Annotated in this window: 25 protein-coding genes and 1 tRNA gene; 20 read left to right on the plus strand and 6 right to left on the minus strand. The window is 66.8% G+C overall.

The window, feature by feature from the left end; all coding sequences use genetic code 11:
* Positions 1-2 precede the first annotated feature (2 nt).
* Positions 3-416: a tetratricopeptide repeat protein gene (locus ACM6LR_RS13430; RefSeq protein ID WP_414939824.1), complete on the minus strand. Its 414-nt coding sequence runs from the start codon at positions 414-416 to the stop codon at positions 3-5.
* Positions 417-488: 72 nt separating this feature from the next.
* On the opposite strand from ACM6LR_RS13430, the gene ACM6LR_RS13435 reads away from it, so the two are divergent.
* The 12 genes from ACM6LR_RS13435 (at position 489) to ACM6LR_RS13490 (ending at position 13,556) form a co-directional block, all read left to right on the plus strand.
* A complete protein-coding gene (locus ACM6LR_RS13435) occupies positions 489-965 on the plus strand; it encodes a VOC family protein (RefSeq protein WP_414939825.1) in 477 nt (158 codons plus the stop codon).
* A 148-nt stretch (positions 966-1,113) separates the two neighbouring features.
* On the plus strand, positions 1,114-2,400 hold the full coding sequence (gene eno / locus ACM6LR_RS13440; protein ID WP_414939826.1) for a phosphopyruvate hydratase: 1,287 nt from the start codon (positions 1,114-1,116) through the stop codon (positions 2,398-2,400).
* 330 nt (positions 2,401-2,730) lie between these two features.
* The gene (locus ACM6LR_RS13445; RefSeq protein ID WP_414939828.1) at positions 2,731-3,093 is read left to right on the plus strand and encodes an FtsB family cell division protein; all 363 of its coding nucleotides are present in this window, start codon (positions 2,731-2,733) and stop codon (positions 3,091-3,093) included.
* 22 nt (positions 3,094-3,115) lie between these two features.
* Positions 3,116-3,631 carry a DUF501 domain-containing protein gene (locus ACM6LR_RS13450; protein ID WP_414943893.1) on the plus strand — a complete coding sequence of 172 codons (516 nt, stop codon included), beginning with the start codon at positions 3,116-3,118 and terminating at the stop codon, positions 3,629-3,631.
* A gap of 184 nt (positions 3,632-3,815) precedes the next feature.
* Positions 3,816-4,979: a lytic transglycosylase domain-containing protein gene (locus ACM6LR_RS13455; protein ID WP_414939830.1), complete on the plus strand. Its 1,164-nt coding sequence runs from the start codon at positions 3,816-3,818 to the stop codon at positions 4,977-4,979.
* A 23-nt stretch (positions 4,980-5,002) separates the two neighbouring features.
* Positions 5,003-5,956, plus strand: coding sequence for an exopolyphosphatase (locus ACM6LR_RS13460; RefSeq protein WP_414939831.1), 954 nt, complete (start codon positions 5,003-5,005; stop codon positions 5,954-5,956).
* Between the two features lie 257 nt (positions 5,957-6,213).
* Complete coding sequence (locus tag ACM6LR_RS13465; RefSeq protein WP_414939832.1) at positions 6,214-7,830, plus strand: peptide ABC transporter substrate-binding protein; 1,617 nt, start codon at positions 6,214-6,216, stop codon at positions 7,828-7,830.
* Between the two features lie 93 nt (positions 7,831-7,923).
* Complete coding sequence (locus ACM6LR_RS13470) at positions 7,924-8,850, plus strand: ABC transporter permease (RefSeq protein ID WP_076159395.1); 927 nt, start codon at positions 7,924-7,926, stop codon at positions 8,848-8,850.
* A complete protein-coding gene (locus ACM6LR_RS13475) occupies positions 8,843-9,796 on the plus strand; it encodes an ABC transporter permease (RefSeq protein ID WP_414939833.1) in 954 nt (317 codons plus the stop codon). The genes ACM6LR_RS13470 and ACM6LR_RS13475 overlap by 8 nt, the downstream gene beginning before the upstream one ends.
* 6 nt (positions 9,797-9,802) lie before the next feature.
* Positions 9,803-10,795, plus strand: a complete 993-nt coding sequence (locus ACM6LR_RS13480) for an ABC transporter ATP-binding protein (protein ID WP_414939834.1) — start codon at positions 9,803-9,805, stop codon at positions 10,793-10,795.
* Positions 10,788-11,786: an ABC transporter ATP-binding protein gene (locus ACM6LR_RS13485; protein ID WP_414939835.1), complete on the plus strand. Its 999-nt coding sequence runs from the start codon at positions 10,788-10,790 to the stop codon at positions 11,784-11,786. The genes ACM6LR_RS13480 and ACM6LR_RS13485 overlap by 8 nt, the downstream gene beginning before the upstream one ends.
* 48 nt (positions 11,787-11,834) lie before the next feature.
* The gene (locus ACM6LR_RS13490; RefSeq protein ID WP_414943894.1) at positions 11,835-13,556 is read left to right on the plus strand and encodes a S8 family serine peptidase; all 1,722 of its coding nucleotides are present in this window, start codon (positions 11,835-11,837) and stop codon (positions 13,554-13,556) included.
* 88 nt (positions 13,557-13,644) lie between these two features.
* Here ACM6LR_RS13490 and ACM6LR_RS13495 read toward each other — a convergent pair whose 3' ends face one another.
* Both ACM6LR_RS13495 and ACM6LR_RS13500 read right to left on the minus strand, forming a co-directional pair.
* Entirely contained in the window at positions 13,645-14,397 is a 753-nt protein-coding gene (locus ACM6LR_RS13495) for a hypothetical protein (protein ID WP_414943895.1), read from the minus strand.
* Positions 14,398-14,742: 345 nt separating this feature from the next.
* Positions 14,743-16,239, minus strand: coding sequence for a S10 family peptidase (locus ACM6LR_RS13500; RefSeq protein WP_414943896.1), 1,497 nt, complete (start codon positions 16,237-16,239; stop codon positions 14,743-14,745).
* Positions 16,240-16,267: 28 nt separating this feature from the next.
* On the opposite strand from ACM6LR_RS13500, the gene nfi reads away from it, so the two are divergent.
* The 6 genes from nfi (at position 16,268) to ACM6LR_RS13530 (ending at position 21,171) form a co-directional block, all read left to right on the plus strand.
* The gene (gene nfi, locus ACM6LR_RS13505) at positions 16,268-16,948 is read left to right on the plus strand and encodes a deoxyribonuclease V (protein ID WP_414939839.1); all 681 of its coding nucleotides are present in this window, start codon (positions 16,268-16,270) and stop codon (positions 16,946-16,948) included.
* The gene (locus tag ACM6LR_RS13510; protein WP_414939840.1) at positions 16,945-17,637 is read left to right on the plus strand and encodes a uracil-DNA glycosylase; all 693 of its coding nucleotides are present in this window, start codon (positions 16,945-16,947) and stop codon (positions 17,635-17,637) included. The genes nfi and ACM6LR_RS13510 overlap by 4 nt, the downstream gene beginning before the upstream one ends.
* Positions 17,638-17,721: 84 nt before the next feature.
* Positions 17,722-19,050: an NAD(P)/FAD-dependent oxidoreductase gene (locus ACM6LR_RS13515; protein WP_076159416.1), complete on the plus strand. Its 1,329-nt coding sequence runs from the start codon at positions 17,722-17,724 to the stop codon at positions 19,048-19,050.
* A 436-nt stretch (positions 19,051-19,486) separates the two neighbouring features.
* Positions 19,487-19,560, plus strand: a tRNA-Leu gene (locus ACM6LR_RS13520).
* 286 nt (positions 19,561-19,846) lie between these two features.
* Positions 19,847-20,035, plus strand: coding sequence for a hypothetical protein (locus tag ACM6LR_RS13525; RefSeq protein ID WP_414939841.1), 189 nt, complete (start codon positions 19,847-19,849; stop codon positions 20,033-20,035).
* A gap of 8 nt (positions 20,036-20,043) precedes the next feature.
* Complete coding sequence (locus tag ACM6LR_RS13530) at positions 20,044-21,171, plus strand: acyl-CoA dehydrogenase family protein (protein WP_414939842.1); 1,128 nt, start codon at positions 20,044-20,046, stop codon at positions 21,169-21,171.
* 109 nt (positions 21,172-21,280) lie between these two features.
* Here the strand turns inward: ACM6LR_RS13530 and ACM6LR_RS13535 are convergent, their stop codons facing one another.
* Complete coding sequence (locus tag ACM6LR_RS13535; protein WP_414943897.1) at positions 21,281-21,721, minus strand: heavy metal-responsive transcriptional regulator; 441 nt, start codon at positions 21,719-21,721, stop codon at positions 21,281-21,283.
* A gap of 129 nt (positions 21,722-21,850) precedes the next feature.
* Between ACM6LR_RS13535 and ACM6LR_RS13540 the strand changes: the two genes are divergently transcribed.
* Both ACM6LR_RS13540 and ACM6LR_RS13545 read left to right on the plus strand, forming a co-directional pair.
* On the plus strand, positions 21,851-22,648 hold the full coding sequence (locus ACM6LR_RS13540; protein ID WP_414939844.1) for a TIGR03084 family metal-binding protein: 798 nt from the start codon (positions 21,851-21,853) through the stop codon (positions 22,646-22,648).
* A 98-nt stretch (positions 22,649-22,746) separates the two neighbouring features.
* Positions 22,747-23,388: a histidine phosphatase family protein gene (locus ACM6LR_RS13545; protein ID WP_414939845.1), complete on the plus strand. Its 642-nt coding sequence runs from the start codon at positions 22,747-22,749 to the stop codon at positions 23,386-23,388.
* Here ACM6LR_RS13545 and ACM6LR_RS13550 read toward each other — a convergent pair.
* Positions 23,385-24,590 (minus strand): cytochrome P450, encoded by a 1,206-nt coding sequence (locus ACM6LR_RS13550; protein ID WP_414939846.1) that lies wholly within the window; start codon positions 24,588-24,590, stop codon positions 23,385-23,387. The two genes, ACM6LR_RS13545 and ACM6LR_RS13550, sit on opposite strands and share 4 nt — an antisense overlap.
* Before the next feature lie 37 nt (positions 24,591-24,627).
* Positions 24,628-25,332: a TetR/AcrR family transcriptional regulator gene (locus ACM6LR_RS13555; RefSeq protein ID WP_414939847.1), complete on the minus strand. Its 705-nt coding sequence runs from the start codon at positions 25,330-25,332 to the stop codon at positions 24,628-24,630.
* Positions 25,333-25,343: the final 11 nt, after the last annotated feature.

Raw genomic sequence — 25,343 nt, forward strand, 5'->3', positions numbered from 1 at the left:
TGTCAGTCGCGCAACGCGATCCGCGCGCTGACCTCGCTGATCGCTTCCAGATATTCCGGGATCGGATGCATCGCCGACGCTATCCGCATCTGCGCGAGCGCCTCGGTCAACCGGCCGAGGCGCTGGAGGGTCCGCCCGAGCACGAACCGCGCGTAATGATCGGTGGGGTCCAGTTCCAACACCCGGGTGAAGGCGCGCTCGGCCCGCCGCAACTGTGCGGAGTGGAAGTACGCCCGGCCCGCCAGCAGCTGCACGCTCGGTTTGTCGGTCTCCTCCTCCAGCAACGGCTGGAGTGCCTTGAGGGCGTCGAGCGGTTTGCGGCTTTCGACCAGCGCCTCCGCCTGCCGGAAGGCACGGAACCGGGATTCACCGGACGAGTCCGGACCGGGTTCGGGGTCAGGTTCGGCATCCATCATGGTCCGCTCCACGATACCCCTGGGCAGGGTCGTTCACGAGGAGCTGAAACGGTCATGGTGGACTGTCCTGTCATGAGCAGTGCCGAAGAACGCGAGCCCGGCTATCTCGGGCTAGCGCCGTACCTCTACTACTCCGACGCGACCGAAGCGGTCGCGTGGCTGGTCAGGGTGTTCGGGTTCACCGAGGAAGTGCGCTTCGCCGACGCCTCCGGCGAGGTGTTCCAGGCCACGCTGCGCGCCGGCCCGGCCAAGATCCAGCTGGCCGGGGTGGGTCCCGAATACTGGGACGCCAAGGGCGTCGACGGCCCGGTCGGTCAGCTGAACATCATCTACGTCGCCGACGCCGACGCGCAGTACGAGCGGATTCGCGCAGCCCTCGGCGACGACGCCGACCTCGACGCGCCGCAGGATCAGCCCTACGGCGCCCGCGTGTTCACCGTCTCCGACATCGGCGGCAACAGCTGGACGTTCTGGCAGCAGTTCTCCGACACCGTCGAGCTCCCGTCGGGCTGGCGAGAAGTCCGCGCAGGTGAACCAGTCGCCGAATAGGTACCGCGGAGCGCGGCTTCTCCGTTGAGGGTGGTGGCGGGAAGGCACGCGCACCGCGCGATGTGGCGCGTGCCTCCAACGGGTGAACCACGCCGACGGCTAGGCTGAGGCCGGTCACCGCAGGCACAACCCACATGAGGAGCATGGCGTGGCGCTCATCGAGCAGGTAGGCGCTCGCGAGATTCTGGACTCGCGAGGCAACCCGACGGTCGAAGTGGAGGTGGCCCTCGACGACGGCACGCTGGCGCGGGCCGCGGTCCCCTCGGGTGCGTCCACCGGCGAACACGAAGCCGTCGAGCTGCGTGACGGCGACACCGGCCGGTACAACGGCAAGGGTGTCGAGCGCGCGGTCGCGGCCGTCCTCGACGAGATCGGCCCGGACCTGGTCGGCACCGACGCCGTCGACCAGCGCATCGTCGACCAGAAGCTGGTCGACCTCGACGGCACGCCGGACAAGGGGCGCCTCGGCGCGAACGCCATCCTCGGCGTTTCGCTCGCCGTCGCGAAGGCGGCCGCCGATTCCGCCGAATTGGAACTGTTCCGCTACCTCGGCGGGCCGAACGCGCACGTGCTGCCGGTGCCGATGCTGAACATCCTCAACGGTGGCGCGCACGCCGACACCGAGGTGGACATCCAAGAGTTCATGATCGCGCCGATCGGCGCCGAGTCGTTCCGCGAGGCCCTGCGCTGGGGCACCGAGGTCTACCACTCGCTGAAGTCGGTGCTGAAGGGCCGCGGCCTGGCCACCGGCCTTGGCGACGAAGGTGGCTTCGCGCCCAGCCTGAAGAACAACCGTGAAGCGCTCGATCTGATCCTTCAGGCGATCGAGAAGGCCGGATACGCCCCGGGCCGCGACATCGCGCTCGCGCTCGACGTCGCCGCGACGGAGTTCTTCTCCGACGGCGCGTACACCTTCGAAGGTGCGAAGAAGAGCGCCGAGCAGATGTCGGCCTACTACGCCGAACTGCTGCGCGACTACCCGCTCGTGTCCATCGAGGACCCGCTGAGCGAGGACGACTGGGACGGTTGGGTCCAGCTGACCGCCGAGGTCGGCGAGAAGGTCCAGATCGTCGGCGACGACCTGTTCGTCACCAACCCGGACCGCCTCGAAGAGGGCATCACCCGCCGCGCCGCCAACGCGCTGCTGGTGAAGGTCAACCAGATCGGCACGCTGTCGGAGACCCTCGACGCGATCTCGCTGGCCACCTCGTACGGCTACAAGTCGATGATGAGCCACCGGTCCGGCGAGACCGAGGACACCTTCATCGCCGATCTCGCCGTCGCGACCGGTGTCGGCCAGATCAAGACCGGCGCCCCGGCGCGCGGTGAGCGGATCGCCAAGTACAACCAGCTGCTGCGGATCGAGGAGACCCTCGCCGACGCGGCGCGTTACGCCGGCGACCTCGCCTTCCCGCGGTTCAGCCCGGAGGGGTGAACCGGAAGTGGTTTTCGATCTTTTGAAGTCGCGCCGTTCCGCCGGTAGGCCCCGCTATCGCGATGGCAGGGCGCCCTTCACGTGCTCGCCGGGCTTGGTTGCGGAACGCCGCGCCCTGGCAGCGCGATCGCGGTCGGCGCGATAGAGATGATGGCGGACCGGGGGAGGGCGCGGACCCGTCGTAGCGGGCGCGCGACCGGCGGCGGCTCCAGCAGGGGCCGCCGGCCGGAGCGCGCCCGGCGAACCACGACGACGGAGGTCCGCACCCGAACCCGGCTGCGCCGCAGCCTGGCGGCGAAGAGGGCATCGGGTGCCGCGAAGGTGCTCGGCATGTCCACCACCCGCCGGGCCGCGGTGGTGGCGATCGTGGTGTGCGCGCTGGCGTTCACCATCGCCGTCCCGCTGCGCACGTACCTCAGCCAGAAGTCCGAAGTGATCGAGCAGCAGCAGCTGCAGTCCGAACTGCAGCGGAGTGTCGCCACCCTGGAAGGTCGCAAGGCCGAACTGAGTGACCCCGCGCAGATCGAGGCGGAGGCCCGTAAGCGCTTCGGTTTCGTGAAGCCCGGCGAGACGCCGTACATCGTGCAGCTCCCCGAGGACAAGGCGCCCGAGCAGGGGCAGCCGCAAGGCCAGCAACCGGTGCCCGCGGGCTCCTGGTACGAGAAGCTGTGGGCCCAGGTCGCGGGCGATTGAGTTCCCCGCCCCGGTTAGCCTTATGGGCGTGAACAGCACGGAAAAGTCCTCTTATGAGCCTGTGACCGACGCCGACCGCGAGATCATCGCGGACCAGCTCGGCCGGGCACCCCGTGCGCTGCGCGCCGTCGCCGCGCGCTGCCCGAGCGGCCACCCGTCGGTCGTGCAGACCAGCCCCCGCCTCGACGACGGCACCCCTTTCCCGACGCTCTACTACTTGACCTGCCCGAAGCTGACCTCGTTGGTCGGCACGCTCGAGGCGTCCGGGCTGATGAAGGAGATGACCGACCGGCTCGCGGAGGATCCCGAGCTGGCGTCCGCCTACCAGCGGACCCACGAGAGCTACCTCGCCGAACGCGACGCCATCGACTCGCTCGGCCACGAGGTCAGCGCGGGCGGGATGCCCGGACGCGTCAAGTGCCTGCACGTCCACCTGGCGCACACGCTCGCCGTCGGTCCAGGGGTGAACCCGTTCGGGGACGAAACCCTCGCGCTGCTTAAGGCGAACGGGTGGCCGTCGGGTGACTGCCAGGGGTAACGCCTGCCCCCGCTATACAGATAGTTCCTCCAGGTGGGTTAATTCACCCGATATCGACCAACTGGTCCGCCCCAATGGGGTGAAACCGGTCACCGCATGCGGCAGGCTGGGTACCAGGTGTGGGTGGTCGGGGTGGGCAAATAACGGATCGCCGAGTCGTGATCCGCCGGGAGGGTTCTGAGGTATGCGCGTGAGGCACGTGCCAGGCGCGGTGGCCGGTCATGTCCGGAGGCTCTGTCTCCGGCACCGCACGATCGCCGCGGTGACCGGAGGGGTCCTCGCCATCGTCCCGGCCGGTGCCGCGGTCGTCGGGGCGGGCAGCTGGGCCGCGACGGCGAGCACGATCCACTCCGACAACGTCGCCCTCGTCGGCGGCTATGACCCGAAGAACCCGCTCGTCCAGCAGATCGGCGTCGACGGCAGCCTGCCGAACGCGCCGACCCCGCTCCCGCTCCCCGCGGACGAACTCCCCAACGGACCGCTCGGCATCCCGGTCACCGCGCTCGCCGCGTACCGCAACGCCGCCGACGTCCTCATCGCCGAACAGCCCGGCTGTCATATCGACTGGGCGTTGATCGCGAGTATCGGCCGGATCGAGTCCAACCACGCGCGCGGCGGATTCGTCGACGCCAAGGGCAACACCCTCGAACCGATTCTGGGCCCGCAGCTCAACGGCGCCGGTCCGTTCGCGGCCATCCCGGACTCCGACGGCGGCAAGTTCGACGGTGACACGGTCTGGGATCGCGCCGTCGGCCCGACGCAGTTCATCCCGTCGACTTGGAAGGGCTACGCCTCTGACGGCAACGGCGACGGCGAGTCCAACCCGAACAACATCTTCGACGCGGCGCTGGGCACCGGCCGGTACCTGTGCTCCGGCGGGCTCGATCTGTCCAAACCGGATCAGCTGCGCGCGGCCGTGTTCCGCTACAACCACTCCGACACCTACGTGAACACCGTGCTGATCTGGGCCGAGGCCTACCGCACGGGGGTGATGCCGACACCGGACAGCAAGGTGCCCGTCGGTGCCCCGAACGCCGCCGCCGCACCGCCGCCCACCTCGGTTCCACCGCCTCCAGTGCCGTCGACGCCGCCCGGTTCGGTGACGCCGCCGCCTTCGTCGACCTTGCCGGGGACGAATTCACCCTCGTCGTCGAAATCGACGACGACGACCCCGAAGCCGCCGCCGTGCTCGCCGGTCACCGTGACGGAGACGGTCCAGACTTCGAGCACGAGCCCGACGAGCACGAGCCAAACCCCAAAACCGCCGCCGACCTGTACCTCGCCGACGACGACCACAACGACCACGACAGTGACGTCACCGACCAGCAAAGCCACCGGCCCCACTTGATCGGCATTGTCTAAGCTCGGAGCATGCCTCGTGTTGCCGCGATCGACTGTGGAACCAACTCCATCCGCCTGCTCGTCGCCGAGCTGACCCCCCGCCACGACGGGACGGTCGACCTGCGCGACCTGCACCGCGAGATGCGGATCGTCCGCCTCGGCCAGGGCGTGGACGCCACCGGCAAGCTGGCTCCCGAGGCGCTCGAGCGCACCCGCGAGGCGCTGGCCGACTACACGGTCGCCGCGCGTCGCAAGGGGGCGGAGAAGGTCCGCATGGTCGCGACGTCGGCGACCCGTGACGCGAGCAACCGCGATGAGTTCTTCGCGATGACACGCGAGGTGCTCGGCGTCGAGGCCGAAGTCATCAGCGGCGACGAAGAGGCCCGGCTGTCCTTCACCGGCGCTGTCGGCGAGCAGGATCCGGACGACGGCCCCTTCGTGGTGGTCGACGTCGGCGGCGGTTCGACCGAACTCGTGGTCGGTACCTGGGACGGCCGCCAGGCCGAGGTCATCGCGGCCAAATCGGTCGACATCGGCTGCGTCCGCATCACCGAACGCGCGCTGAAGTCCGACCCGCCGACCGAGGCCGAGATCGCCGAAGCCCGGGAGCTGGCCGCCAAGGTGCTCACCGAGGCCTTCGACGTCGTGGACGTTTCGACCGCGAAGACGTGGATCGGTGTCGCCGGGACGGTCACGACGCTGACCGCCGTGGCGCAGGGGCTGTCCGAGTACGACTCCGAGCGCACTCACCTTTCGAAGCTCTCCCACGCCGACATCGACCGTGTCGCGCAGTCGCTGCTGACCGCCGACCACGCGACCCGCGCCGCGAACCCGGTGATCCACCCTGGCCGGGTCGACGTCATCGGCGGCGGTTCGGTGATCGTGCAGGTACTGGCCGAGCAGTTCGCCACACGCAGTGGTCCCGGCGAATTGGTGATCTCCGAGCACGACATCCTCGACGGGATCGCGCTGTCGCTGGCCTGAACGGCGGGTTTTCTCTTACGTGAAGCCATTTCTTTAGGTGATCAAGCGGTGACCTCCAGTCCGGATTGACCCATTCGGCGGAGCTTGGTTCCTACCAACGTTGTGCTCTGACCGGGTGGTCCGGCACACCGTCACACATTTGCAACACCAACGCACTGTGATCGGGTTCACCTGTCCCATAGCGTCGTCTCACCTTCTGGGCGGTAGGGCGCGACCAGCGCCCGCCGGACTATCCGACGACGAGAGTTGGAGGGGACATGCGGGCTTCACGCGGGTTCTGGGGAGCGACGGCGGTGGTGGCCACGGCGGCCCTGCTGCTGACGGCCTGTGGAGGTGGTGGGTCCAGTCAAGACAAGGGGTCCGGTGCCGCCGACGCCAACGCGGCGGTCTCGGTCTACGGCACCGAGCCGGAAAACTCGCTGATTCCCGCCAACACCAACGAACTCGGTGGGTCCAAAGCCCTCAAGCCGGTCTTCTCGGCGCTGGTCGGCTACAAATCCGACACCGCCGAGCCGTACAACCTGATGGCCGAATCGATCACCACGACCGATTCGAAGGTCTTCGACATCAAGCTCAAAAAGGGCTGGAAGTTCCACGACGGGACCGAGGTCAAGGCGAAGAACTTCGTCGACGCGTGGAACTACAGCGCGAACGGCAAGAACGGCATGCAGAACGCGTCCTTCTTCGAGCAGATCCAGGGCTACGACGAGATTAGCGCCAAGGAGCCGGCGGTCAAGGAGATGTCCGGGCTCAAGGTCGTGAACGACTACGAGTTCCAGGTCACCCTCAAGGGGCCGTTCTCCGTGTTCGCCACCAAGATCGGCTACCTCGCTTTCGCGCCGCTGCCGGACAAGTTCTTCGCCGACCCGGAGGCGTTCGCCAAGGCCCCGATCGGAAACGGACCGCTGAAGTTCGTTTCGCGCACACCGAACCAGAACATGAAGCTCACCCGGTACGACGAGTACCAGGGTGAGGACAAGGTCAAGTTCAAGGATCTGGAAGTCCGCATCTACACCAGCCAGGAAACCGCGTACCAGGACCTGCTGAGCAACCGCCTCGACTTCATGGAGGCGCTCCCGCCGGCGGCGAAGGCCGGTGGGAAGTACAAGACCGACCTCGGTGAGCGGCTGGTCGAAGGGAACCTGCTCGGCATCAGCGCGCTCGCGCTCCCATACTACGTCCCTGGCTACAACAACCTGGACCTGCGCAAGGCGATCTCGCTCGCCATCGACCGCGAGCAGATCGTCAAGACCGTCATGAACGACACCTACTCGCCCGCCGACGGCTATGTCTCACGCGGTATCGAGGGTTACCGGCCCGGCGTCTGCGAGTTCTGCAAGTTCGACCCGGTGAAGGCCAAGGAGTTCTGGGCGAAGTCCGGGTACACCGGCAAGCTGACCATCGCCTCGAACGCGGACGGCGGCCGTAAGGAACCGCTGGTCGCGGCGTGTAACAGCATCAAGAACGCGCTCGGCGTCGAATGCGACTTCGTCCCGGCGACCGACTTCGGCCAGTGGCGCAGCATCGTCAACGGCAGGCAGCTGACCGGGATGGGCCGTTCCGACTGGTCGGCCGACTACCCGTCGATCGAGAACTACCTGAACCCGCGCTACAAGAGCATCGGTTCGTCGAACGACTCGACGTACAACAACCCGGCCGTCGACGCGCTGCTGAAGCAGGCGGACCAGACCGCCGACAAGGCGGCCGCGATCAAGCTGTACCAGCAGGCGGAGGACCTGATCGCGAAGGACCTGCCGCAGATCCCCGTGTGGGAGGAGAAGGGCGTCGGCGGCAAGTCGAACCGGCTCAAGGTCGCGAAGCTCGACTTCGGCCGTCTCGCGGATTACTCGTCCATCGAGGTCGCCGCAAAGTAACCGCGTGGTCGTGCGGGCCGGGAGCGGCGGATCACCGCTCCCGGCCCGCCGGAACCCCGGCTCCCACCACGCGATCCCCAGGACGGCACGCCCATGTCCCAGTACATCCTCCGACGACTGCTTCAGCTCATCCCGGTCTTCTTCGGCACCACTTTCCTCATCTACGCCCTCGTGTGGGCGGTGCCAGGTGACCCGTTCGCCGGCAAATGCGGGCAGGTCGCCTGTCCGCCCGCCTACATCGAGATGATGACCGCGAAGTTCAACCTCGACGATTCGATCTTCGTCCAGTACTTCAAATACCTCGGAAACCTGTTCACCGGCGACTGGGGTGAGACCTTCAACGGCGTCTCGGTCGGCGAGCTGATCGGGAACGCCTATCCGGTGACTGTCCGGCTCGCGCTCATCGCCGTGGCCATCGAGGCGATCATCGGGCTATCCGCCGGCATCCTGACCGGCCTGCGCGGCAAGGGCTTCCTCGACAACCTCGTGTTGATGTCCACCACGTTCCTGATCTCCATCCCGGTGTTCGTCACCGCGATCGTGCTGCAGATCATCCTGGGATCGGAACTGGGCATCATCGACGCGAGCGTGTCCGAGGACGCCACGATCGGCGAACTGATCGTGCCCGGCATCGCGCTGGGCAGCCTGTCCATGGCCTATATCGCCCGGCTGACCAGAACGAGTATCGCGGAGAACCGGCACGCCGACTACGTCCGCACGGCCGTCGCGAAAGGACAGCCACGCAGCCGGGTCGTCGGTGTGCACCTGCTCCGCAACTCGGTGATCCCGGTGCTGACCTTCATCGGCACCGACATCGGCGCGCTCATGGGCGGGGCCATCGTCACCGAAGGCGTGTTCAACATCAACGGCATCGGCGGGCTCATCTTCCGCGGCATCCAGAACCGGGAGGGCGCCACCGTCACCGGCGTCGTCGTCCTGCTGGTGATCGTCTACCTGCTGGTGAGTCTCATCGTCGACCTGCTCTATGCCGTTCTCGACCCGAGGATCCGTTATGACTGACCCGAACGTGGCAGGCGGCGTGTCCTCTGTGGACATCGCGGCCGCCGGTGTCGCCGATGATTCGGCGCTGGCGCACAAGCCACGCAGTCTCGGTGGCGACGCCTGGCGGATGTTGCGCCGCAGGCCGTCCTTCATCATCTCCGCCGCCATCATCGCGCTCGTCGTGTTCATCGCGATCGCACCCGATCTGTTCAGTTCCCGTCCGGCCGGGTTCAGCGATCTGACCCACGCCAACGAGGGACCGTCCACGGACGCCTGGTTCGGTTACGACAACCAGGGCTACGACGTCTACGCGAGGACCATTCACGGCGCGCGGGCGTCGTTGCTGGTCGGCGTCTTCGCGACGGTGCTGACCATCCTGATCGGCTCGATCGTCGGGATCGTCGCCGGGTACTACGGCCGTCTCATCGACAGCCTGTTCTCGCGGATCGGCGACGTCTTCGCGGCGCTGCCGTTCGTGCTCGGCGCGATCGTCATCCTGACGACGTTCAACGCCCCGGGCACGAACCCCGGCGCGGTCACCATCATCATGCAGGTGGTGTTCTCGATCGCGGCGCTGAGCTGGCCGGTGGCGATGCGGATCATGCGGTCGGCGACGCTGGTGGCCAAGCAACTCGACTACGTCAAGGCCGCGCGTGGGCTCGGCGCGAGCACGCCACGCATCGTGTTCCGGCACCTGCTGCCCAATACGGTCGCACCGGTGCTGGTTTACGGCACCATCGCGCTCGGCGCGTTCATCGGCGCGGAGGCGACGCTGGCCTACCTCGGTGTCGGCGTGCGGCCGCCGGTCGTTTCGTGGGGCGTGATGATCAGCGACGCACGGGACTACTTCCGAGTGAACCCGCACATGCTGTTGTTCCCGGCCGGGTTCGTCACCGTCACCGTGCTCGCGTTCGTCATGCTCGGTGACGGGGTCCGCGACGCGCTCGACCCGAAGGCCCGGTGATCGGCTGTGTCCGACGAACTGTTGCTCGAGGTGGAAGACCTCCACGTCGAATTCCGTACGTCCGACGGCGTCGCGACCGTGCTCAACGGCGTCGACTACTCCGTGCGCGCCGGGGAAACCCTCGCCGTGCTGGGAGAGTCCGGTTCGGGCAAGAGCGTGACCGCGCAGACGGTGATGGGGATCCTCGACAGCCCGCCCGCCGTCGTCACCGGTGGGGCCGTCCGCTATCGCGGCGAGGACCTGCTCACCGCCACCGAAGAGCGGCGGCGTGCGGTCCGGGGCGGGGAGATCGCGATGATCTTCCAAGACGCGCTCTCCGCGCTGAACCCGGTCTTCACCGTGGGGTTCCAGATCGAGGAACAACTGCGGGTCCGGCTCGGTATGTCCAAAAAGGACGCACGCAAGCGGGCGATCGAACTCCTCGACACCGTCCGCATCCCGGCCGCCGCCCGGCGGATCCGCGAGTACCCGCACCAGTTCTCCGGCGGGATGCGGCAGCGCGCGATGATCGCGATGTCACTCGCGCTCGACCCGGACCTGCTGATCGCGGACGAACCGACGACCGCGCTGGACGTCACCGTGCAGGCCCAGATCATGGACCTGCTGGCGGAGATCCAGGCCGAGCGGCGGATGGGGCTGATCCTGATCACCCATGATCTGGCGGTGGTCGCCGAGGTCGCCGACCGGATCGCGGTGATGTACGCGGGCCGGATCGTCGAACAGGCCGACGTCGCCGAGTTGTTCCGTTCGCCGGGGCATCCCTACACCGAGGCGCTGATGGCCTCACTGCCGCGGCTCGACCTCAAAGGACAGACGCTGGAGACCATCAAGGGACTGCCGCCGAGCCTGCTGAACGTCCCGCCCGGTTGCCCGTTCCATCCGCGCTGCCCGCGGGCGGAGAGCCGGTGCGAGTCCGAACGGCCCGCCCTGCACACCCTCGGTTTCGGCCGGGTCAGCGCCTGTCATTTCGCCGACGAGGTGGTGAGCGGTCGTGTCTGAACCCATTCTGCGGGTCGAGAACCTGGTGAAGTACTTCCCGGTGCGGGCCGGGGTTCTCTTCAAACGCACGATCGGCCAGGTGAAAGCGGTCGACGGGGTCTCCTTCGATCTCATGCCAGGGGAAACCCTTGGTGTGGTGGGGGAATCCGGTTGCGGTAAGTCCACCTTGGCCCAGGTGCTGATGCGGCTGGAGGAGCCGACGGGCGGGCTCGCGACCTTCGAAGGCCGTGACATCTTCGCCTTGCGGGGAGCCGAACTCAGGAAGTTGCGGCGCGAGATCCAGATCGTGCTGCAGGATCCGTACACCTCGCTGAACCCGAGGATGACGGTCGGCGACATCATCGGCGAGCCCTTCGAGATCCACACCGAGGTGGCGCCGAAGGGATCGCGGGCGGCGAAGGTGCGGGAGTTGCTCGACGTCGTCGGGCTGAATCCCGAGCACATCAACCGCTATCCGCACCAGTTCTCCGGCGGGCAGCGCCAGCGCATCGGGATCGCGCGGGCGCTGGCGTTGCGGCCGAAGGTCATCATCTGCGACGAACCGGTCTCCGCACTGGACGTTTCGATCCAGGCGCAGGTGATGAACCTGCTCGGTGAACTGCAGAAGGAATTCGGCCTCTCCTACGTGTTCATCGCACACGACCTGTCCGTTGTCCGTCACCTTTCCACGCGGGTCGCGGTGATGTATCTCGGCAAGATCGTGGAAATGGGCACGGAAGAGGAGATCTACGAACATCCGTCGCATCCGTACACCCAGGCGCTGCTGTCCGCGGTCCCGGTCGCGGATCCGGCGCTGCGCGGACAGCGGCAGGTGATCCGCCTGGAAGGGGACGTGCCGAGTCCGCTGGATCCGCCGTCGGGCTGCCGGTTCCGTACCCGGTGCTGGAAGGCGCGGGATTTGTGCGCGGATCAGGAACCGGAATTGATCACGCGGACCGGTGGGCATTTGTCCGCCTGCCATTTCGCGGAGGAGAAAACCGTCGTTCCTTGACTTTGGTAGGGACTTGGTTTGCGTTAATCGTTTCTATGGAGGCAGGAAATGAAAAGATCCAGATCTCTCGTCTTCGCGCTCGCGGTACCGCTGTTCGGCGCTGTCGTGGCTGCGCCGACGGCGTCCGCGCAGCCGCAGCTTTCCGGGGCGGCGACCGAATTCTCCGTGCTGGCCCGTGAAGGGCAAGGTGTCGCTTCGGTGGAAAAGGCGATTCGCGCCGCCGGGGGAACCGTCGTGACGAGCAACGCCGCTGTCGGCTTGGTCACCGCGACCGCGCCCGCCAACGGTTTCGCCGAACGGGTCTCCGCGGACCGCTCGGTTTTCGGTGCGGCCAAAGCGAAGCCGATCGGCACCGCGCCGAAGAACGGCAAGGCGAAGCCCAAGCCGAACGTCGTCGAGAAGGAGGGCCGCGGTGCCGCGTCGGCCAAGAAGCCGGCAAAGCCGAAGACCGTCGGCATGGACCCGCTCGACGATCAGCTCTGGGGTCTCCAGTCCGTCCGTTCGGACCTTTCGCGCACCAAACAGCCGGGCGACAAGCGGGTAAAGGTCGGCATCATCGACACCGGTGTCGACGCGAGCCACCCGGACATCGCGCCGAACTTCGACCTCGCCGCGTCGCGGAACTTCACGAAGGACATCGTCTCCGACGTGAACGGCGCCGTCGTCGACGGGCCGTGTGAATACCGCGGCTGCAAGGACCCGGCGGACCACGACGACAACGGGCACGGCACGCACGTCGCCGGCACCATCGGCGCCGCCGCGAACGGCTTCGGTGTCTCGGGCGTCGCGCCGAACGTGACGCTGGTGAACATCCGCGCCGGGCAGGACTCGGGCTTCTTCTTCCTGCAGTCGACCGTGGACGCCATCACCTACGCCGGCGACGCCGGTGTGGACGTCGTCAACATGAGCTTCTACACGGACCCGTGGCTCTACAACTGCACCTCGAACGCGGCGGACACGCCCGCGCAGCAAGCCGAGCAGCGCACCATCATCGAGGCGACGACCCGTGCGCTGAACTACGCGCACCGCAAGGGCGTCACCCAGGTCGTCTCGCTGGGCAACCAGCACAGCGACCTCGCCGCTCCGCAGCAGGACGTGACGAGCCCCGGCTACCCGTCGAACAGCACGCACCCGCGGCCGATCGACAACGCGAGCTGTCTCTCGCTGCCCATCGAAGGCCCGCACACGATCGGCGTTTCGTCCTTCGGGCCTTCGCAGGCGAAGGCGGACTACTCGAACTACGGCGTCGAGCAGATTTCGGTCTCCGCGCCCGGTGGTTACTTCCGTGACTACTTCGGCACCCCGTGGTACCGCACGGTCGAGAACCAGATCCTCTCGACGTACCCGCGCAACGTCGGCGTCGCGGAAGGCAACATCGACGCGGCCGGGAACATCACTCCCGACGGTGTCACCGCCGGTGTCCAGAAGGCGACCGCCGCCGACGGACGGGTCGGCTACTACCAGTGGCTGCAGGGCACGTCGATGGCGTCGCCCCACGCGACCGGTGTCGCCGCGCTCATCGTTTCGCATTACGGCAAGGGTTCCCGCGACTTCGGGATGAACCCGGACGCGGTGCAGCGAGTGCTCGAGGGCACGGCTTCGGACATCGCCTGCCCGGTGCCGCGGACCGTCGACTACCTGAAGGAAGGCCGGGACGCTTCGTTCACCGCCACTTGTACGGGTGACGCTTCGTTCAACGGCTTCTACGGTCACGGTGCCGTCGACGCCTGGTCGGCCGTCACTCGCGGTTCCCAGTACCTGCGAGGCTGATGCTTTAGCTTCTCCGGATGCCATGAACGGTCCGTTCCTTGCGAAATTTGCAAGGAACGGACCGTTCATGGCGCGATGGGTTGGGCTGTCAGGCGGCCCGATCTCTTCGGACCACAAAAATGGCTGGCCTCGGGCGGCGTGCCGCGGCCTCGGCAGCGGCACGGAGCTCGGCGATGACCTTGTCCGGCTCGTCGCGAATCCGGGACGGCAAGGTTTGCACGACGACGATTCCTGCGGCCGCGTATCGATTGTTGCGGTGGAGAGTCTTGCGGTAAGCGTCCCTGCCGAAGTGGAAGGCATACGAATCGATTTCCCATGCCATGGCGAGCTCATCACACCATGAGTCGGGTTTGCCGATGTAGTTGCCGGAAGCGTCGTAGATCTTGACGTTCTGCTCGGCTGGAGGCAGCCCTGTTTTCTTCCAAATCGCCAATGCCGCTGCTTCGGGTACCGACTTGACCTCGGCCGCTAGCTCTCGGAGCACGGCACGCGGAAGGGCCGTTCCGCGTCTGCTGCCCGACTCGAGTTCGCCGCTCAGCTCATCGACTGTGCACAGACCTGTCTCAACGGCTTCGATGAGCACGGCTCTAACCGGGTCGAGGACGCGGATACGCCTAACGCCGTCCAGGACAGCTCGAGCCGGCGCCGCCAGTGGGACTCCTTCGATCACGCGACGTTCCGGCATGGTGATCGTTCTTTCGATGATTGTGAACTTGACGCTTCGCACTTTGCGCTGTTCGGGAATGAGTACGTGGACGGTTCCGTGAGGTCCGGCCTGGCGTAGGCCATACCGTCGCGCGGCCTCGAAGCCGGTGACAACCCCCAGGCCGTCGGTGAGCATCAACGCCGCTTCGACTCGTTGTCGCGCGGTCGGTTGTTCCTTCGAGAGAAGGACGATGCCTGGGAGCAGATGAGTCCATCTTCCGCCAGGCTGGCATCTTCGGTACGACGTGCTTTGCGTGACCCCCAGTTCCTCCAGGGTCGCCACACGGATGACGTCGTATCGGCTGTGTTGACGTAGGTATGAGTCTGTAAGCGGAGCTCTGGATAGGTACATGTCGACATCGTGAACCGGAGAACCGACAGAACTCGGTGCCAGAGTGCTATGAACGGTCCGTTCCTTGCGAAATTTGCAAGGAACGGACCGTTCATAGCACTAGGCGAGGCAGTAGGTGACGAAGGTGAGTCACCGCCCCGAAGCGGCTTTCACGAACTTCGCCAGATCCTTCGACTGCCGCACCCGTGACTCCTCGTTCACGTACATCATGTGCCCGGCGGGGTAGTACGCCGTGTCGATGTTCTCCCGCAGTTCCTCGGGAATCTGCAGGCGCGCAAGGACGTGTTCCGAAGCGAAGTAGGGTGTCGCGCCATCGTAGTGACCGAAAGCGACGTGCACCCGAAGGTGCGGATTGGCGCGCATGGCCGAGGCGAGGGAGTCCACAGAGGACACCGAGCGCCCCTCGAAGTCCGAGTACGACCAGGCCTTGAACACGTCCGTCGAAAGGACCTCGTACGGCAGGTCGTTTTCGTAACCCAGTTCCGCGCGCACGTAGTGGTTGAGCCCGGCGGCGTAGGCGCCGATGATCCGTGAAATCGACGGATCGTCGCTCATGTGCTCGCGGCCGCCGTCGGGCTCCCAGGTGGTGAACCGGCCGTCCATCCGGCCGACGACAAGACCCTTTCCCCGCAGCAGCTCGGTGAAGTACCGGACGTGCTCGATCCGCAGGTTCACGCGGTCCACATAGGACTCACCTAGTCCCGTCAGGGAAGCGAGTGTCGCGACGGCCTCGGCGCGGTCCTGTGTGGATAGACGCGCGCCGCGCGCGAGAGCCCAGGGGAGTTCCTTGGCGGCGAAGTCTTCGGCGTCCGCGAGGACGTCGTCGAGCGGGCGGTCGCCGTGGAGGCCGTGGTAGTGCGCGATCGCCGCGTACGTCGGGACGTAGAGCGTGTACGGCAGGTCGTTGCCCTCAGTGAACCGCAACGTGCCGAGATCCAGCACCGACGAGATCAGCAGCAGCCCGTTCAGGTACATCCCGTGGCGTTCCTGCAAATGCGCCGCCAGCCCGGCCGCGCGGAGCGTGCCGTACGACTCGCCCGCCAGGAACTTCGGCGACAGCCAGCGCTGTTTGCGCGAGACCCACAGCCGGATGACCTCGCCGATGGACTCGATGTCGGCCGTGTACCCGTGGTACTCCTTGGCCTTCTCGCCGTCCACGGCACGTGAGTAGCCGGTCGACACCGGGTCGATGAACACCAGGTCGCTGTGCGCCAGCAGGGTTTCCTGGTTGTCGGTCAGCCCGTAGGGCGGTGCGACCGGGTCGTCGACGTCGCCGGACAGCACGCGGCGCGGTCCGAGCAGGCCCATGTGCAGCCAGACGCTCGCGGAGCCGGGACCGCCGTTGAACGCGAACGTGACCGGACGCGTGCCGGGTTCCGCGTCGTCGAGCGTGTACGAAGTCACGAACACCTCGGCCTTGGCCTTGTGGCCTTCGGACTTGCCGTCGGTGTTGACCTCCTTCCGCAGCACGATCCGCCCGGTCTGGGCCGTATACGCGAGCTTTCTGCGCTTGAGCGTCAGCGTGTGCTTCGTCGTGACCAGGTCGTCGATCGGCTCGATCTTGGTTTCCACCGACGGGGTGTCCTGCTCGTCGGTGGACTTTTCCTCGGGATTGGTGTCCGGCATGGTCCCAACTTACTGGCAGTCTGTACGGGTGGACATCGTCACGACGCATGATCGCCCGAACACGACCGCCGAAGCGATCGAACTCCAGGAGACACTGCGTGGCCTGGTCGATCGCGAGGACCGTTGTCCACAAGAGATCGTGACGGTCACCGGGCTGGACGTCGCCTACGACGAGGACAGTGGTCTCATCGCCGCCGCCGCGGTCACTCTCGAAACCGCCGATTTCCGCGTCGTGGAAAAGCGGACCGTCGTCTCCGAGGTCTCGTTCCCATACGAACCGGGCCTTTTCGCTTTTCGTGAGCTGCCCCCGCTGCTCGAAGCGTTGCGCGCGCTCGAGCGCACCCCGGACCTCCTGGTCTGCGACGGGCACGGGCTGGCCCATCCGCGCCGGTTCGGGCTGGCGTGCCACGTCGGCGTCGTGACCGGCTTGCCGACCCTCGGTGTCGGCAAGACCCGTTTCATCGGCGAACACGGCGAGCCAGGGCGGGAGCGTGGCGCCAAGGAACCCCTGGTGGACGACGGCGAGGTCGTCGGAATGGTCCTGCGCACCCAGGACGGCGTGAAGCCCGTCTACGTCTCCGTCGGCCACAAGATCTCCCTGGACAACGCTTGCCGTCAGGTACTGCGGTTGTGTCCGGAGTTCCGGCAGCCGGAGACGACCCGGCACGCCGATCGTCTCTGCCGCGACGCACTGAAAGAGGCGTCATGAAGTTCCGCACCGTCGCCGAACTCGACGCCGAGGTCGTCGGCTGCCGCGCCTGTCCGCGGCTGGTCGCGTGGCGCGAGGAGATCGCCGTGGTCAAACGCGCTGCCTTCGCCGGCGACACCTACTGGGCCCGGCCTGTGCCCGGGTTCGGCCCGCCGGACGCGTCGCTGGCGATCGTCGGCCTCGCCCCCTCGGCGCACGGTGCGAACCGGACCGGTCGCATGTTCACCGGCGACCCCTCCGGTGACGTCCTGTTCAAGGCCCTTCACCGGGTCGGTGTCGCTTCGCAGCCGACGTCGACCCATATCGGTGACGGTCTCGAACTGCGCGGGACCCGGATGGTCTCCCCGGTGAGATGCGCGCCACCCGCCAACAAGCCCACACCTGAGGAACGGGACACCTGCCGATCTTGGCTCGCCGAAGAGCTCACCTTGCTGAGGCCGACGCTTAAGGCCGTCGTCGTGCTCGGCGCGTTCGGCTGGCAGGCCTTGCTGCCGGTGCTCGCCGAGGCGGGCTGGACGGTGCCGACGCCGCGCCCGAAGTTCGGACACGGAGCCGAGGTGAGACTCGGTGACCTGCGCCTCTTCGGCTGTTACCACGTGTCGCAGCGCAATGTCCAGACCGGCCGCCTGACGCTTGACATGGTGTGCGACGTCCTGGCCTCCGCGACCTCGGCGGCCGGCCTGAACTGAATCGGTGCGGAAACCGTGGCGACGCTGGTCACAGCGGGATGGGGTATCCGAGCGATCTCAGCTGATGGGTGCGACTATAGAAATATGGCTGGTGTTAAGTCGGAACCGACACGGATCCTCGTCCTCGGTGGTGGGTACGTCGGGCTCTACACGGCGTACGGGCTCCAGAAGATGCTCCGGGCCAACGAAGCGTCCGTGACGGTCGTTGACCCGCAGCCGCACATGACCTATGCCCCCTTCCTGCCCGAGGCGGCGGCCGGTGCGATCGAACCGCGGCACGTGGTCGTGCCGCTGCGGCGCGTGCTCAAGCGCTGCCACGTGCTCACCGCACGGGTGACGAAGATCGAGCACGACCGCAAGGCCGTCACGGTCGAGGCCGCCGACGGCCACGTCGAGCAGCTGAACTACGACGTCCTCGTGGTCGCGCTCGGCGCTGTCGCACGCATCCTGCCGATTCCGGGCCTGGTCGAGGAAGGCATCGCCTTCAAGACCATCGGTGAGGCGATCTACCTGCGCAACCACGTCATGACGAAGCTGGACGAGGCCGCCAGCACGCTCGATCCCGAGCAGCGTAAGCGCCTGCTGACGTTCACCGTCGTCGGCGGCGGGTTCGCCGGTATCGAGGCGCTCGCCGAACTCGAGGACATGACCCGCTTCGCGGTGGAGCACTACTACCCGAACCTCAAGGTCGAGGACATCCGCTGGGTGCTCGTCGAGGCGGCGGGGCGGATCCTCCCCGAGGTGCGGGAGACGCTCGGTGTGTACACCGTCGAGCAGCTCGAGAAGCGCGGCATCGAGGTCTATTTGTCGACAGCGGCGAAGTCGTTCGAGAACGGTCACGTCGTGCTTTCGGACGGCACCGAGTTCGACACCGACACGATCATTTGGACCGCCGGTGTGAAGGCGAACCCGGTGCTCGCCAGTTCGGATCTGCCGCTGGACAAGCGCGGCCGCGTCGAGGCCACCGCCGCGATGCAGGTCGTCGGGCACCCCGACGTCTGGACAGCCGGTGACAACGCCGCCGTGCCGGACCTATCACGCACCGAGCAGGACCCGACCGCGACCTGCCCGCCGAACGCGCAGCACGCCGTCCGCCAGGCACGGCTGCTGGCGAAGAACATCATCAAGGTGATCCGCGGCGGCAAGCCGAAGGACTACTACCACAAGAACCTGGGTGCGGTGGCCAGCCTCGGCCTGCACAAGGGTGTCGCCGACGCGCTGAACCTGAAGATCAAGGGCTTCCCGGCCTGGCTCTTCCACCGCGCGTACCACCTCAAGGCGATGCCGACGTGGAACCGCAAGATCCGCATCCTGTTCGACTGGATGCTCGGCGGCCTGTTCCGGCGTGAGGTCATCTCGCTCGGCCAGATCAACAACCCGCGCGAAGAGTTCGACAGGCTGTCGAAGTCCTGAGTTCGTAGGTTCCGTGAAGGTCTCCTTTCCTACTTTGAAAAGTAGGAAAGGAGACCTTCACGGCGTTCAGGGTGTGTCGGTGCAGGTCGTTACCCGCCGTTCCGCTCGCCACTGGCCTGGCTCCAGTTGACCTGGCGAAACATGTCTTGGAGACAACGCGCACGCCCGCTCTCGGAACAGACGTTTCCGCTGGCCGCCTTGTCGATCAAGTTTCTGCTCACTTTGTCCGCGGTGTCCACGATCATCCACAGAACCTCAACGGCTGGACCGCGGCGTTCGCTCTTGTGACCGTGACGACCGTGGCCGGCGCGCTTGAGCCTTTCTGCGGCTCTACCGGCTACGTGACAATCGACGAGTGGAATGAGCTCGGTCTCCGGTGATTCGAGTATCGGCGTACTGAGGCGGCGAACTGATGGTCATCGCCTAGGATGTCGGTGCCCCGGTAGCCCAACTGGCAGAGGCAGTCGACTTAAAATCGACCCAGTGCGGGTTCGATCCCCGTCCGGGGCACTTGCAGCGTCCTCGCCACGATCGTCAGATCCGCTCCGCGTCGGCGAGTTCGATCATTTCCGTCCAGTTCAGGCGGACGCCCTCGGCTTCCGCGGCGAGACCTTGGGCCGGGGTGGGTGTTCGGCCAACTCGGTCTCATAGCGGCCCCCACCGGCCTGGGAGACGCTCGTTCGGCCCAATCCCAACTGGTTGGCGCGGTGCAGGATCGCGGCTCCAAGGTGACCGCTTCGACAGGCCCGCCGAAGCGCGGTAGTACCTCGACGGCGACATTCATCGTGAAGAGGACATGACAGACGTCGCCTTCGGCTCGAAACCGGGTGATGGCGCGCCGCACGGCGTCGGTGGCGTCATCGAGCTGGTCAGGGGTTCTCGTGTGCTGGCCGATGTTCGCCGGCTCGGCCGACCGGGCGATCTCAGCCAGTGTTTCCTCGCCAGTTCCCGGCGTGGTGAGGAGGCCTTCGCGACTCCGGCATGATGCGGGGCATGACCGAGCCCGCCCATCCGTTCGCCCCGCCCGCCCACGAACGCCACTGGATCGAAACCGTCACCGAACTGGCGAAGGACTTCGCCGCAAGCGCCGCCGAGTTCGACGAAACAGCCGAGTTGCCCATCGCCAACCTTCGCGCCTTGCATGCGACCGGGCTCGACAGGGCGACCCTGCCCGCGGAGTTCGGTGGCGAGGGCCTCAGCTATCGGTCCTACGGCGAGATCGTCAGGATCCTCAGCGCGGCTTGTTCCTCGACGGCGTGCATCTGGGTGATGCACATCGGCGCCGCCGTCGGACTGGTCCAGCTGTCCGCTCCCGAAGTGGGCCGCTTCTACGCCGGGGAACTCATCGAGGGCAAGCGGTTCGCCAACGCGCTGTCCGAACCGAGCAGCGGCAACATGTTCCTGATGCCGCAACAGATCGCCGAGCCCGTCGACGGCGGGTTCCGGCTCACCGGCGCCAAGCGGTTCGTCTCCGGCTGTGAGGCCGCCGAGCACTTCCTGGTCAACGCGCTCGTCGACGGTGTGCCCACCTTCTTCGGTGTGTCACCGGACGACACGATGACCTTCGTGCCCATCTGGGACACGATGGGACTGCGAGCCAGCCGCAGCCAGCTCGTCTCCTTCGAAGGGACCGTACTGCGGGAAGACCGCAGATGCCCGCCCTCGACCGAACGGCGCCCGAACCACATCGGAGCCGGGCTCGCCTTCCTGTCACTGGGGATAGCCGACGCGGCGGAGGAGGCACTGATCTCACATTCCCGGAGCCGCGTCATCCCCGTGACCGGGCAGCCGCTCGCCGAAATGCAATGGCTTCAGTTCGAGGTCGCGAACGTCCACACCCGCCTCGAAGCCGCTCGCGTGTACTCCCGGAACATGGCGTGGCTGGCGGATCGGAACTCACCGGAATTCCTGCCCGCGACCATGACGGCGAAGGTGCTCGCGAACGACATCGCCCGCGACGTCGCGCAGCTGGCGCTGAAAGCCGGCGGCGGCTCGGGCTTCCTGCGCACTTCGCCGATCCAGCGGCTGTTCCGGGACGCGCAGGCGGGTGGGCTGATGGCCTATTCGGCCGAAGTCTGCAAGGACCGGATCGGGAAGACGGTGCTCCTGCCGCAGGACTGACCTCGGATGACCGGCCGGGTGACGTCAAGCCCGGCCGGTCCCGCCGAAGCGGGTCAGCAGCAGCCGGTGCCGCAGCAGTCGCAGTCGCACCAGTCGTCGATCCGCATGGTCATCCACCTCCTCCCTTGGGTTCGCGGTCAGGCGGGCACCATGCGCCGGGAAGGGGATCGGCGCAGTTCTCGCCGGTCATCCCGGACAGCATGGAAGTGAGTTCGGCGTGCAGCGCGCCGAGTCGCGTCATCTCCGCTTCGATCTCGGTGAGATGGCGTTCCAACATGGTTTCGGCGGGTTCGCAGGGGCACACCCCGGTGTCGCGGACGCTCAGCAGGTCGCCGATCTCCGTCAGCGTCAGCCCGAGCCGCTGGGTGCCGCGGATGAACCGCAGCCTGTCGATGACGTCCTCGTCGTAGCGCCGATGCGCCCCGGTCGTCCGCGCCGGCGTGGGAAGGAGGCCGATGCGCTCGTAATAGCGCACGGTGTCCGGTCGCACGCCGGCCCGGGAGGTCACCTGGGAGATGGTCAACGCCGCCGGCGTCGCGTCGGTTCGCATGATTCGAGGGTAGAACCTGGACCCGGCTCCAGAATCAAGCTCGAAATTCCGCCGGGCTCGTGAGGAGAAGACGACGGCACGGCGCGTCCGCATCATCGGAGAGGGTGCAAACGGCGAGAGGACGGCACGGTGACTGATTTCCGGAACGTGATCAAGGACCTCACCGCGGAAGGTGAACAGGTCGACGCCCTGGTGGCCGATCTGGACGACGCGGGCTGGGCGTCGCCGACGCCCGCCGTCGGCTGGTCGGTCAAGCACCAGATCGCTCACCTTTCCTTCATCTTCAAGATCGCCGGGCTGGCCGCGGCCGAGCCGCAGAAGTTCGTCGAACTCGCGAAGACTTCGATGGCGCGCGGGTTCGACGCCGCCGTCAACGCGGCTCTCGACGACTACCTCGGTGATCCCGACGAGGTGGTGCTGGGCCGGTGGCGCGCCGAACGCGACGCGGGTATCAAGGCGCTCGCCGCCGTCCCGGCGGACCAGGTCGTGCCGTGGCTGGTCAACCCGCTGCCGCCGGCCATCCTGGCCTGCGCCGGGATGATGGAACTGTTCGCACACGGCCAGGACGTCGCGGACGCGCTCGGGGTGCGCCCGGAACGGACCGACCGGCTCGCGTACCTGGTCGGTTTCGCCGTCCGGGTGCGGGACTTCGGCTACGAGGCACGAGGCCTGACCCCGCCGGAGCAGGAATTCCGGTTCGAGATCACCTCGCCATCCGGGCAGTTGTGGACGTTCGGTCCCGAGGACTCGCGGCAGCGGGTCACCGGCAGCGCGGAGGACTTCTGCCTGCTGGTCACGCGGCGCCGCCACCGCGACGACCTCGACGTCCGTGCCGAAGGAGCGCTGGCGGACCACTGGCTGGACATCGCGCAGGCGTACCGCGGTCCCGCGGGCGAGGGACGCAGGCCAGGGCAGTTCGACCGCTGAGAACCGCGCCTGCTTCCACGGTGAGCACGGCATCCTGGAAGTCGCGGCGGACCCCACGCGATGCGATCGTCGGTGCACACGGGGTCTAGGAGGCGATCGTGGCACGGGTGTGGTTGATCAGGCACGGCGAAAGCGAGACGAACGCGGGCCTTCCCGGCGGTGAGCCGGGGGCTTCGGCCCTGACCGAACTCGGCAGACGGCAAGCCGTCGAGGTCGCGGAATCGTGGGCCGAACCGCCCCGGTTGATCGTGACGTCACCGTTCTTGCGGGCGCGGCAGACGGCCGAGCCGACGATCGAGCGGTTCCCCGGCGCGGAACGCGAGGAGTGGCCTGTCCAGGAGTTCACCTTTCTCGGCGAACTCCATGGACTGGTCACCACCACCGCCATCCGCAGACCGCACACCGAGGCCTACTGGGACCGGGCCGATCCGCACCACGCGGTGAACGGCGCGGAATCCTTCGCCGGGCTGGTCGCCCGCACCCAGGAATTCCTGGCACGGGTGGGAGAACGGGAACCAGGGCCGATCGCCGTCTTCACGCACGGGCTCTTCATCCGCGCCGTCATGTGGTCACTGCTGACCGGGACCACCACCCCGGACAGCGAGGCCATGCGCGGATTCCGCACGTTCGCCGACACCTACCCCGTGCCGAACGGTGACATCACCGAACTGCGGTACACACCCGGGAAGCGGATCCCGCGAATGGTAATCCCGCTCGCCTCCCGGTTCGCCGTCCGCTAGGGCTTCAGCAGCAGCCGGAGTTCGTTCACCCCGGTCATGTTCGGGCTGGGGATGAACGACGGCGGGGTTCCCGGGTCGGTGCGCAGGTCCGGGAACCGATCCAGCAGGATGTTCAGCGCCGTCTTGCCTTCGAGCCTGGCGAGCGGGGCGCCGACGCAGAAGTGGATCCCGCGGCCGAAGGCCAGATGGGGGTTGTGCTTCCTGGCCGGGTCGAACTTGCCCGGATCGGTGAACGCGCGCGGATCCCGGTTCGCCGCCGCGACCCAGACGAAGAGCATGCTGTCCGCCGGGATCGTCCGGCCGCCCAATTCGACCTCGGCCGTCGTGGCGCGCGCGACGAGCGCGAACGGGCTGAGGAAACGCAATGACTCCTCGATGGTGGCGGGCAGCAGCGAACGGTCCTCTCGGACGCGCCGGTACTCGTCCGGATGGGAATCCAGGCACAGCACCGTGTTCCCGAGCAGCATCGTGGTGGTGATATGCCCGGCGAGCAGCAGCACGTTCGCGAAGTTGACGACTTCGTTCCGAGTCAGCTTCCCGCCGTCGACCTCGGCTTCGACGAGTTTGGTCAGCAGGTCCTCGCGCGGGTTCCGCCGCCTGTCGTCGACGTGCTCGGAGAGGTAGTCCACCAGGTTGTTCAGCTGCTCACTCGTTTCCTCGGCGGCCTTCTTGTCCTCCTCCGTCTGCTTGAGCAGCGACAGCTGCTGGCTGTTGTTCAGCAACGTGTCGACCCATTCCTTGAACAGATCGCGATCGCTCGCCGGGATACCGAGCAGTTCGGCGATGACGATCACCGGCAGTGGATAGGCCAGGTGGTTCACCAGTTCCATCGAGTCCGCGCCATCGACGGCGTCGAGGAGTTCGTTCGTCAACGCGGCGATCCGCGGTTCGAGATCGGCGACGACCTTCGGGGTAAAGGCGTGGCTCACCAGCGTGCGCAGCTTCTTGTGGTCCGGCGGGTCCATCTGGAGCAGGTTGCCTTCGGTGAATTGATCCTTGTCCGGAGACATCTCCTTGGGGATCAGGCGGGCGGTGTCGGAGGAGAACAACTTGGGATCACTCAAGGTCTTCAATGCTTCGGCGTGGCCGTAGACGTGCCACATGCCCGCCTCGGGATCGAAACGGACCGGGTCGGCCGGGAATTCGCCTCGAAGCCAGAACTGGCTTTCGTGGACGCCCCAGGTTTCGGCGATCGTGGTCATGGCTTGCCCCCTTCTTCTCGTGGTGGAAGAGCTCGGGTCAGACGGGCTCCTCGATGCCGTCCTGCTGGTAGATCCAGGCGCGATAGGACGAGACCAGCTCCCGGAACGCTTGGATCACTTCGGCCGCGGTAGCGGCCACATTCGCCGGGGACGGCGGCTCCGGCGGCTCGAACGCCCTCCGGATGATGTGCGCGAGAGCGTCGGCCTTCTCCTCGGATGTGAGGCCGGTGCCGTCGGTGGTGAAGCTGTCCATCAGGTAGAACCCCAGCGCCGAGGCGCGCAGGGTGAAGAGCAGGTCCGGGATGTCGTCGCGCAGCAGTCCCCGGTCGGTCATCGTTTTCAGGTACCGCTCGGTGACGACCGTGTCCTGATCCTGCAAGGGATTTTTTTCCAACCGGCCCAGCAGTTCGGTGTTGCCGGTGATGAGCGCGCCCAGCAACGGATTTCGCTGGGTGTAAAGGAAGACAGCCCGCTGGAACCGATGCGGGATGACTTCCGCCGGGTCTTCGTCCAACCGATCGATAAGACTCTCGGCGGCCCGGAGCGATTCACGCAGGAGCAACGCGTGAAAGAGGTTCTCCTTGGCGCGCCAGTGCAGATAGACCGTGCCCTTCCCGACGCCGGCCTGATTCGCGATGTCCTCGATGGTCACCTTGCGATAGCCCAGCCGCGTCAGCAGGACGCCGGCCGCGTCGAGGATGCGATCGGCGCGGCCGGCGGTGCGGTCCGGACGTTCTTCCACGTACGCTCCCA

This window comes from Amycolatopsis sp. cmx-11-32 (genome assembly GCF_047608695.1).
GTDB lineage: Bacteria > Actinomycetota > Actinomycetes > Mycobacteriales > Pseudonocardiaceae > Amycolatopsis.

Coding starts and splice junctions, on each gene's coding strand:
- ACM6LR_RS13430 (WP_414939824.1), bottom strand. CDS start 416: ATGATGGATGCCGAACCTGACCCCGAACCCGGTCCGGACTCGTCCGGT.
- ACM6LR_RS13435 (WP_414939825.1), top strand. CDS start 489: ATGAGCAGTGCCGAAGAACGCGAGCCCGGCTATCTCGGGCTAGCGCCG.
- ACM6LR_RS13445 (WP_414939828.1), top strand. CDS start 2,731: ATGTCCACCACCCGCCGGGCCGCGGTGGTGGCGATCGTGGTGTGCGCG.
- ACM6LR_RS13450 (WP_414943893.1), top strand. CDS start 3,116: ATGGGCGTGAACAGCACGGAAAAGTCCTCTTATGAGCCTGTGACCGAC.
- ACM6LR_RS13455 (WP_414939830.1), top strand. CDS start 3,816: ATGCGCGTGAGGCACGTGCCAGGCGCGGTGGCCGGTCATGTCCGGAGG.
- ACM6LR_RS13460 (WP_414939831.1), top strand. CDS start 5,003: ATGCCTCGTGTTGCCGCGATCGACTGTGGAACCAACTCCATCCGCCTG.
- ACM6LR_RS13465 (WP_414939832.1), top strand. CDS start 6,214: ATGCGGGCTTCACGCGGGTTCTGGGGAGCGACGGCGGTGGTGGCCACG.
- ACM6LR_RS13470 (WP_076159395.1), top strand. CDS start 7,924: ATGTCCCAGTACATCCTCCGACGACTGCTTCAGCTCATCCCGGTCTTC.
- ACM6LR_RS13475 (WP_414939833.1), top strand. CDS start 8,843: ATGACTGACCCGAACGTGGCAGGCGGCGTGTCCTCTGTGGACATCGCG.
- ACM6LR_RS13490 (WP_414943894.1), top strand. CDS start 11,835: ATGAAAAGATCCAGATCTCTCGTCTTCGCGCTCGCGGTACCGCTGTTC.
- ACM6LR_RS13495 (WP_414943895.1), bottom strand. CDS start 14,397: ATGCTCACCGACGGCCTGGGGGTTGTCACCGGCTTCGAGGCCGCGCGA.
- ACM6LR_RS13500 (WP_414943896.1), bottom strand. CDS start 16,239: ATGCCGGACACCAATCCCGAGGAAAAGTCCACCGACGAGCAGGACACC.
- ACM6LR_RS13510 (WP_414939840.1), top strand. CDS start 16,945: ATGAAGTTCCGCACCGTCGCCGAACTCGACGCCGAGGTCGTCGGCTGC.
- ACM6LR_RS13515 (WP_076159416.1), top strand. CDS start 17,722: ATGGCTGGTGTTAAGTCGGAACCGACACGGATCCTCGTCCTCGGTGGT.
- ACM6LR_RS13525 (WP_414939841.1), top strand. CDS start 19,847: ATGACAGACGTCGCCTTCGGCTCGAAACCGGGTGATGGCGCGCCGCAC.
- ACM6LR_RS13530 (WP_414939842.1), top strand. CDS start 20,044: ATGACCGAGCCCGCCCATCCGTTCGCCCCGCCCGCCCACGAACGCCAC.
- ACM6LR_RS13535 (WP_414943897.1), bottom strand. CDS start 21,721: ATGCGAACCGACGCGACGCCGGCGGCGTTGACCATCTCCCAGGTGACC.
- ACM6LR_RS13550 (WP_414939846.1), bottom strand. CDS start 24,590: ATGACCACGATCGCCGAAACCTGGGGCGTCCACGAAAGCCAGTTCTGG.